10 protein-coding genes and 1 tRNA gene are annotated in these 8,575 nt (G+C 37.4%); 3 read left to right on the plus strand and 8 right to left on the minus strand.

The window, feature by feature from the left end; all coding sequences use genetic code 11:
* The 5 genes from AC3AX0_RS03335 to AC3AX0_RS03355 all read right to left on the minus strand — a co-directional run.
* A partial coding sequence (locus AC3AX0_RS03335; RefSeq protein WP_487548890.1) for a Clp protease N-terminal domain-containing protein occupies positions 1 to 406 on the minus strand: 406 nt, incomplete at its 3' end.
* Positions 407 to 419: 13 nt separating this feature from the next.
* Positions 420 to 1,427, minus strand: coding sequence for a protein arginine kinase (locus AC3AX0_RS03340; protein ID WP_487548891.1), 1,008 nt, complete (start codon positions 1,425 to 1,427; stop codon positions 420 to 422).
* A gap of 256 nt (positions 1,428 to 1,683) precedes the next feature.
* The gene (locus AC3AX0_RS03345; protein WP_487548892.1) at positions 1,684 to 2,166 is read right to left on the minus strand and encodes a UvrB/UvrC motif-containing protein; all 483 of its coding nucleotides are present in this window, start codon (positions 2,164 to 2,166) and stop codon (positions 1,684 to 1,686) included.
* A gap of 11 nt (positions 2,167 to 2,177) precedes the next feature.
* The gene (locus AC3AX0_RS03350) at positions 2,178 to 2,636 is read right to left on the minus strand and encodes a CtsR family transcriptional regulator (RefSeq protein ID WP_487548893.1); all 459 of its coding nucleotides are present in this window, start codon (positions 2,634 to 2,636) and stop codon (positions 2,178 to 2,180) included.
* Positions 2,637 to 2,752: 116 nt separating this feature from the next.
* Positions 2,753 to 3,970, minus strand: a complete 1,218-nt coding sequence (locus AC3AX0_RS03355) for a S41 family peptidase (protein WP_487548894.1) — start codon at positions 3,968 to 3,970, stop codon at positions 2,753 to 2,755.
* A 132-nt stretch (positions 3,971 to 4,102) separates the two neighbouring features.
* Here AC3AX0_RS03355 and AC3AX0_RS03360 point away from each other — a divergent pair.
* Positions 4,103 to 4,179, plus strand: a tRNA-Arg gene (locus tag AC3AX0_RS03360).
* Between the two features lie 97 nt (positions 4,180 to 4,276).
* Positions 4,277 to 5,686 (plus strand): M28 family metallopeptidase, encoded by a 1,410-nt coding sequence (locus AC3AX0_RS03365; RefSeq protein WP_487548895.1) that lies wholly within the window; start codon positions 4,277 to 4,279, stop codon positions 5,684 to 5,686.
* Positions 5,687 to 5,790: 104 nt separating this feature from the next.
* On the opposite strand, the gene AC3AX0_RS03370 is transcribed toward AC3AX0_RS03365, so the two are convergent.
* On the minus strand, positions 5,791 to 6,549 hold the full coding sequence (locus tag AC3AX0_RS03370) for an exodeoxyribonuclease III (protein ID WP_487548896.1): 759 nt from the start codon (positions 6,547 to 6,549) through the stop codon (positions 5,791 to 5,793).
* Positions 6,550 to 6,853: 304 nt separating this feature from the next.
* Here AC3AX0_RS03370 and ndk point away from each other — a divergent pair, with 304 nt between their 5' ends.
* A complete protein-coding gene (ndk, locus tag AC3AX0_RS03375) occupies positions 6,854 to 7,255 on the plus strand; it encodes a nucleoside-diphosphate kinase (protein ID WP_487548897.1) in 402 nt (133 codons plus the stop codon).
* Between the two features lie 95 nt (positions 7,256 to 7,350).
* On the opposite strand, the gene AC3AX0_RS03380 is transcribed toward ndk, so the two are convergent.
* A complete protein-coding gene (locus tag AC3AX0_RS03380) occupies positions 7,351 to 8,109 on the minus strand; it encodes an IclR family transcriptional regulator (RefSeq protein ID WP_487548898.1) in 759 nt (252 codons plus the stop codon).
* A gap of 124 nt (positions 8,110 to 8,233) precedes the next feature.
* Positions 8,234 to 8,575: hypothetical protein (locus AC3AX0_RS03385; RefSeq protein ID WP_487548899.1), on the minus strand; the 342-nt coding region annotated here is incomplete at its 5' end.

Genomic DNA, 8,575 nt, shown 5'->3' on the forward strand with positions numbered 1-8,575 from the left:
TTCTAATTTTTTCAGGAGTCATTTTGGATTCCTTAAGAATTATGGATGCAACACCTTCACCTTCAGCCAGTATTCCAAGAAGCATATGCTCTGTCTCAATGAAGTTGAAACCATACTTTACCGAATACTTCCCTGCCACCTCAATGATATTTTTTGTCCTTGGGCTCAATGACAAATATGAAGCTTCACTGTTTCCCTTTCCGACTATGTTCAATATGCTCTGTTCGATAGTCTGTGCAGTTAGACCATTTTTCCTTAGAACCTTTCCCGCTACTCCGCTTTCTTCAATTACAAGTCCCAGAAGGAGATGTTCCGAGCCCAAAACATTATGTTTGAATTCCTGAGCCTTCTTCTGAGCTTCTTCCACTGCTCGTTTCGTCAATTCGCTAAATTCCTTTCCTAACATAATCATCACCTCATTAATTTATTTCATCTCTTAATATGGTTGCTCTCTTAATATCTCTTTCATCCATGTTCATTTCTTTTCTTTCTGCAAACTGTATACTTGCAGGTTGAATACCTATGAATAACTTATCCAGTTCGTTTATGTCATTGTTTTCGATTATTCCTGCATCTATTCCAAGCTTCACGTAAGACAAGAGCTTAACAGCTTCTTCTTGGGAAATCTTCCTTGCATTCTTCAATATTCCATAGGCTCTGAATATTCTGTCCTCAAAACCAGTCCTATCCTTTTCAAGAAGATATTTCCTAGCCATCCTTTCCTTCTCGGATATCTGTGCTGCAATGTTTTCAATCTTCCTTACTATGCTTTCTTCTCTGTCGCCCATTGTTATCTGGTTTGATATCTGGTAGAGGGAACCCGTAGCTTTTGTTCCTTCTCCATATACTCCCCTGACGGCCAATCCGAACTGCGTCACGGTTGACAGTACATTGTTTACCTGCCTGGTTATCTCAAGAGCTGGAAGATGTATCATTATGGACACTCTCATTCCTGTCCCCAGATTAGTTGGACAAGCTGTAAGATATCCTACCTTTTCATTAAAGGCATAATCTACGGTCCTTTCCAGTAGATTATCCAACTCATCGGCTCTCTTCCATGCATTTTCAAGAGAAAGACCTGAATCCAGTACCTGAATCCTTATATGATCCTCTTCGTTTATCATAACGGTTTCAGTTTCATCACCTGTCATGGAAAATCCGCCACCTTCAATTTTTTCTATCAAGGCCGGACTTATTACATGCTTTTCAACAAGCATCATTTTTTCAAGATAGGGTATGTCCTTTATTCTAAAGGAAGTAAATTCCTCACCCTTCAAGGCAGATACTACATCTTCATATACTCCATCCATGTCTTCGCTAGTCATCTTTACAGGAAAATTATAGCTGGACAGGTTTCGTGCAAGTCTCACCCTGCTACTTACTACTACATCCCTGTCTTTTCCTGAATTATTCAACCATGATACCATAATCCACCTCCTAGTTTTAAATCACAACTGTAGTTTAGTTAATTCATGTGTTATACCGTATATAGACGCTTCAACTCAGTTTAAATGCTAAAAACATATAGTTGAGTTAATTCAGGTGATATTCGATATCTGGATGGTTCAACTAGATATCGTATGTCGCCTAAATTAGTACGAAACTTGATTTTACATTAAATACCCTATTTCAAGTGTATGTTACATGAATTAGAACGAAACTTGTTGTGAGTTAAAACATCCTTTAATCTCCTTCTTCCACTTCTTTTATTTTATCCCTATATTCCGCAGCTTTTTCATATTCTTCATTTTCAACAGCCTCCCTAAGCTTAAACTTAAGGTCCTCCAGTTCCTTCTTGTCTTTCAGCTCCTTGCCAGCCTTTAATGGGATTTTTCCCACATGTCTGTCATGACTATGTATGTTCCTCACAATTGGTGCAACCTCGTTTTCAAAGGAACTGTAACACCTACTGCATCCGAATTTTCCATTTATCTTGAATTCATCATATGTCATTCCACAGTTTTCACACACAAGAGGGCTGCTTTTCTCAACCTCGGGTGCATCTATCAAAAATCCTGACATAATATTTTGTATAGAAAAATTAGTATTCAAATTCATATATTTTTTTGCACATTGCTCACACAAGTGAGTCTCGCTTCTTTTGTCGTTTACAATCTTTGTCAAATGTACCGTAGCATTGTTTTTTCCACATTCATCGCACAACATCCTACGCCCTCCTAAACCAAAATTAAAAGCATTTCCTTGAGTAAGTCAGCTCTTATTGTGTTTCGGTCGCCGTGAAAAATCTTCTGCAAAGATCTATCACTCAAAGCCCTAGTCATTATATGCTTTTCCCTTTCATTTATGATGTTATTATCCATTAGGCTGCTGATTATACTTTCAGCCCTTGTCCTCGTAAGGCTATCTCCTATGGTGTCCTTGATAATCGTTTCGATATGGCGATTTCCGTCCACATTCATCTTGCAGATTCTTACATATCCACCGCCGCCTCTTCTGCTTTCAACTACATATCCCCTGTCATTGTTGAACCTGGTTGTCAGTACATAGTTGATCTGAGAAGGAGCGCATTTGAACTGCTGAGCAAGGATGTTTCTCTGTATATCAATGCTGTCCTTGTCCGCATGAGCCATAATATCATTTATATAGTTCTCTATTACATCACTTAAGTTTGCCATTAAACCACCTCCACAATATATATTCGAATTTGACCTCGTCTTGACTTTGACTTTCTTTGACCTTCGTATTTTAATTATAGCACTTGAAAAATAAAAATCAAGTGCTATACTGTATTTTATTTCATTTTTATTATCTCTACTGCTCTTTGAAGCTGTATATCTTCATCAATATATTCAGGTCCGTAGAGTACATCGTCATCCATTTCAAGATATACATCAGGCTCTATTCCAACACCATGAATATTTATATCATTAGGGGTAAAGTATTCTGAAACCGTTAGCTTAAGACCTGCACCGTCAGCCAGCGGAATTATCCTCTGTACTATTCCCTTTCCGAAGGTTTTTGTTCCTATAAGCACTCCTGATTCAGTATCCTTCACCGCACCCGAAAGAATTTCCGAAGCACTTGCACTTCCCTCATTAATAAGTACCGCAAGAGGAACATCTATCTTATCCTTGTCCGAATAATAGTATTCTCTTTCTCCATACTTTGTCTGTGTATAGGTGATTATAGTTTCACCCAGAAGCTCGTCTGCAACCTCGGCAACACTTGTTATTAGTCCTCCGGGATTGTATCTCAAGTCAACAACAAGACCTGTAATTCCCTGGGATTCAAGATCATTAAGAGCTTCCTTGAAATCAGCATCAGTCTGCTGATCAAAGGTTGTAATCCTTATATATCCTATATCGTCTTCCAACATGTCGTATTTGATTGTTTTTATCTTGATGTTGTCTCTCGTTATTGTAACGTCAAAGTCTGATTCAACACCTTCCTTATCTTCCCTTGTTATTGTTATATCAACATCGGTACCTGACTTGCCCTTCATTACATCTATAGCACCGGAAAGTTCATCTCCTGCATACTCCACTCCGTTAACCCTGGAGATATAATCTCCCGTCTTAAGTCCTGCCTGGTCTGCAGGAGTATCTTCAATTGGTGCCACGATGATGATTCTGTTGTCTTCTGTAACTGATACATATACTCCTATTCCGCTGTATTCTCCAGATGTCTGCTCAATGAGGTCGTTGAATTCATCAACAGTCATATATTCCGAATATGGATCCTCAAGTACATTCAGCATTCCCTTGAGGGCTCCCTCGTACAGTTCACCTTCTTCTATATCATAAAGAAAATTTTCATCAACAAATCCTTCAATGTATTCTATCTTATTGTATTTGTCCTTCATTGTTTCATATTCAATATATTTATCATCAGTTATTATCACCTTGTCATAATTTTTAAGTGCAAAATAGTTATTTGCAACAGTGGTGATTACAATAGTTATTATTACGGCAACTATTACTGAGAAAAATGCCTTGGTTTTTGATATCATAAGTTACTCCTTTAAAATGTAATTGATTTAGCTTTCAACATTATACCATAGTAATCCTTAAATTTATATTAATTCCAGTTCAAATTTTACTTGATTTAATGTAGTAATATACATATAATAGACATGTTGCGTGCTCCTGTAGCTCAACTGGATAGAGCACCGGTCTTCGGAACCGGGTGTTGTGGGTTCGAGTCCTATTGGGAGCACCATTTTTATTGCAAAAATTTAACTGAAAATACATACTTCCGTATCAACTTCATATCATTTATGTGTTAAAATTAATATATATGAATATGGAGTGGTCTTATGAAAAAACATTTATCAATCTACATACTGCTTGCATTGGTACTTGCACTTACAGGCTGCACAGAGCCTGGTAATACTCCCCTGTCAAACACACCGTCAAACGAAATCATATCTTATAATGAAAATCCATCACAAAATGAAGTATCAACAGAAAACATCAAAAATATAATAAGAGAACTTTCTTCGGAAAAATACAAAGGAAGGCTTACCGGAACTACAGGAAACGAACTTGCAGTTGACTATATTGCCGGTTATTTTACAAACCTTGGCATCACCAGTGCAGATTTTGCAGAAATCTACAAACAGGACTATACTCAGCCTGCACTGATTATGAATTCAACACCGGAACTGTCCCTTGTTAAAGATGATGGTTGCGTAGTGAAAGATTTTATATTTCTTGACGACTTTACTAATGCTGTAATGGACGGGATAAGCTTGAAGAACGAAAAAATTCTGAAAATGGAAATCGCCGATGATGCATCTTTCTTTACCAACAGAAAAAAAGACCTGTCAGGAAAGGCACTGCTCGTATCTTCCGAACTAGGTGGCATTATTGAAAGAGACGAATTATATTCTTTCTGCAAAAGCACAGGAGCGGAGGGTCTAGTTCTGGAAGAAACTGAATATCAAGACTTTGTCTACGGACATCTTATCAGATACACCTCCCTTTATAGATATACAGGCGACAATTCACAGGGTTTTATGTTTTACCTTGTTGAACAAGATGTATTCAAGGATCTGCTAAACTCAGACAATGACAATCTAAAAATCCACATGAAGTCGGATTATGAAGTTAAAAATACTGTGGCATCAAATATTGCAGCCATGATTCCCGGAAAAAATTCTTCTGAAAATCTTGTCATAAGTGCTCATATGGATCATGTAGGAGACAATATGAACGGAACCTACAATCCAGGAGCCTTGGACAATGCTTCAGGTACAGCAACAGTAATGGAACTTGCCAGATACTTCATCAATATAGAAGAGAAGCCTCATATAAACCTGTATTTCGTTCTTTTCAACGGAGAGGAAGAAAACCTCTATGGATCAACTTATCTTGCCAGAAACTCCGATTTTACAGGAGACAACACCACTGTAATAAACATGGACATGGTAGGTTCCAAGGAAATCATGCCTCTGACCCTGCTTTCATCTACTCCTAATTCGCAAGAACTACAGGATGAACTGGCCGACTTTGCCACGAAGTATGGTATTGATATACAATACTCCAATGAAGGAGCAAGCGATAACCTTTCCTTCGAGTTGAATGGAATATCTGCAGTGACACTTATAAATGAAGACATGGACGGAATACACTATCCAGGAGACACCATTGAAAACATGGATGTTAACAGAACTGCCGAAATCGCAAAATTCCTGACCGAATATATACTTGAAAGCATATATTAACAATATTCATCAATATTTCATCCATTAATATTAATAGAAAAAATCACCTAAAAACTGGCCTGTAAAATCACAGCCCAATTTTTAGGCTAGAATACATACTTAATTTATATAGTAATGGATATTGGACAATGGTCAGAACCTATTACTTCGTTGTGTATTTCGGCATCCTTCACCTTGTCCATGAAACCCTTGTTTACAAAGAAATAATCTATTCTCCATCCTGCATTGTTCTGCCTAGCCTTGAACCTGTATGACCACCACGAATACTTGACTTCTTCAGGATAGATATGTCTGAATGTATCAAGGAATCCTCCCTCTACAAAGCCGTCCATCCATTCCCTCTCAATAGGAAGGAATCCAGATGACTTTGCATTGGTCTTTGGGTTTTTAAGATCTATTTCATTGTGCGCCGTATTGTAGTCTCCACAGACTATTACATTCTTACCTTCATCAACCAGTCCTGAAACATAGGATTGAAGCTCGACATAGAAATCCATCTTGAATTGAAGCCTTTCCTCCTTGGACTTTCCGTTTGGAAAATATATATTCATGAGTATAAAATCTTTAAATTCCATGGAAAGGGTCCTTCCCTCGATGTTGAATCTTTCATCTGGAAGCCCTGTCCAGACCTTTATTGGCTCCGTCTTTGTATAAACGGCTGTACCGCTGTATCCTTTTTTTTCTGCCGAATTGAAATAAGAATAATAGCCCTTTATGTTTACCAGTTCTTTATCCAGTTGTTCAATTTGAGCCTTTGTTTCCTGAAGGCATAATATATCTGGATCAGCTTCTCCCACCCATTCAATGAATCCTTTTTTCTGCACCGCCCTTATACCGTTTACATTCCAAGAATATATCTTCACGGTTTCCTCCGTAGTTTCTTCTTTTTAGTTTCCTTTACTGAATATTTTATCATAGTCTCTTCCGATTTCAACATTAATTTGAATATTTCCAAGGGTTTGAGCCCTTCATTAATGAGAATGATTTTCATAATTTGACAAATTAATCAAAAAGGAATATCATATATTTTATGGAAATCACAGAATGGAGAGTGCATAATGTTATATTCAAGTAAATTCAAAAAAATCATGTCTTTAGCTGTGGTTGCTGCCATAGTTTTGGGACTGCTGCTACCATTAACTTCCTAAAAAAGAGAGGTAGAAAACATTGGAAAGATCACTTGTATTAATTAAACCCGATGCCGTCAAAAACAAGAATGTAGGAAATATAATTTCTATCTATGAGAAGCATAATTTTAAAATCGAACAGATAAAAATACTTATTCCCGACGAACTCTTATTATCGCGACATTACGAAGAACACAAGGGCAAGGATTTTTACGTAGAGCTTATTGAGTTCATGAGAAGTGACAGGGTCGTAGCCTTAGTATTGACTGGTGAAAACGCTGTAAATAAAGTCAGAAAGATTAACGGAAGTACAAATCCCTACGAAGCCGAAGAAGGTACAATAAGAAAAGCTTACGGGACAGGATTGACCATGAACGCCGTTCATGCTTCAGCATCGGTTGAAGAAGCAGAAAAAGAAATCAGCATCTGGTTTCAACAATAATATTTACCCTGAAAATAAGAAACAAACGTAAAAACAGGAGGCTTAGCCTCCTGTTTTAATATACAAATTTAATTATCCATTTTTTTGCTTAGCTGTTAATAATACCCAAGCTTTTTAGATATTTGTGTTGTGAGTTCAACCAGTCTCTCGCCTATTTTCTTTCTGACATCCTTGGTCATTCTGGAATTGGGTCCCGATACACTGATTGCATAATTTGCTCTGCCCGTATGATCTCTGATTGGAGCACTCACGCAGGTCAGGCCATTCTCATATTCCTGAAGATCCTCAGCATATCCCTTTTCTCGTGCAGCTTGTATCTGAAGCTTTACTTCTTCCTTGTCTGTCAATGTATATTCTGTAAACTTCATAAGTCTTACATTCTTCAATATATCCTTGATTTCATCATCAGACAACGTGGACATCATAGCCTTGCCCACTGCAGTGATATACATTGGTAGTCTCGTTCCCTCTTCAGTGCTTATTCTCATTGAATGGGGACTGTCTTTTTTATCAAGATATATTACGAGAAGGTCGTTCCTAGCTACAAGGTTTACAGTTTCAGAAAATTCATTAACAAGCATCTCAAGATATGGCTCGCATATAGCTCTAATGTTGGCATTTACCATTGTTCCAAGTCTAAAAAGCTCCATTCCAAGCCTGTACCTTCCTGAATTTGGTTCCTTTGCCAAAAGACCTGCTTTTTCCAGAGTTGAAATAAGGTTGAAGGCTGTACTCTTGTGGAGTTCAGTTATTTTACTTATTTCCGTAACACCAAGCTCTTCATTTTGTTCAAAGCTTCTAAGTATTGCTATGGCCCTGTCAACAGACTGAATAGTTTTTCCTTCTTTACTCATAGTATCTCCTATATTGTGATATATCATTCCATATCGTGGTACATACATGATACCATAGAAAAAAATATAAAGCAATAAATTCTAAAAAAATCCCGGCTAAAAGCCGGGATTTTCATATCATTTCTTAGTACTTCATTTCTGCCATTCTTTTGTAGCTTTCATATCTTTCATTGGCATCATTTTCTGCCTTAGCGAAAAGTTTATCAGCTATTTCAGGGAATTGCATTTGAAGTGAAGTATATCTTACTTCGCTTTCAAGGTATTCTCTGAATGATGCAGTAGGCTCTTTAGAATCAAGAACGAAAGGATTCTTTCCTTCTTCTCTAAGAAGAGGATTGAACCTGTAAAGGTGCCAGTAACCTGCTTCAACAGCATCTTTTTCTTTTGTTTGAGTTTTGCCCATTCCAGCTTTTATTCCATGGTTTACACATGGAGCGTAAGCCATAATTAGTGAAGGTCCTTTGTA

The sequence above is a fragment of the Dethiosulfatibacter sp. genome (genome assembly GCF_983023055.1).

Bases quoted from the DNA above. Each gene is read 5' to 3' on its own strand.
- AC3AX0_RS03365 (WP_487548895.1), top strand. From the start codon at position 4,277: ATGAAAAAACATTTATCAATCTACATACTGCTTGCATTGGTACTTGCA.
- AC3AX0_RS03350 (WP_487548893.1), bottom strand. From the start codon at position 2,636: ATGGCAAACTTAAGTGATGTAATAGAGAACTATATAAATGATATTATG.
- AC3AX0_RS03380 (WP_487548898.1), bottom strand. From the start codon at position 8,109: ATGAGTAAAGAAGGAAAAACTATTCAGTCTGTTGACAGGGCCATAGCA.
- AC3AX0_RS03355 (WP_487548894.1), bottom strand. From the start codon at position 3,970: ATGATATCAAAAACCAAGGCATTTTTCTCAGTAATAGTTGCCGTAATA.
- AC3AX0_RS03345 (WP_487548892.1), bottom strand. From the start codon at position 2,166: ATGTTGTGCGATGAATGTGGAAAAAACAATGCTACGGTACATTTGACA.
- AC3AX0_RS03340 (WP_487548891.1), bottom strand. From the start codon at position 1,427: ATGGTATCATGGTTGAATAATTCAGGAAAAGACAGGGATGTAGTAGTA.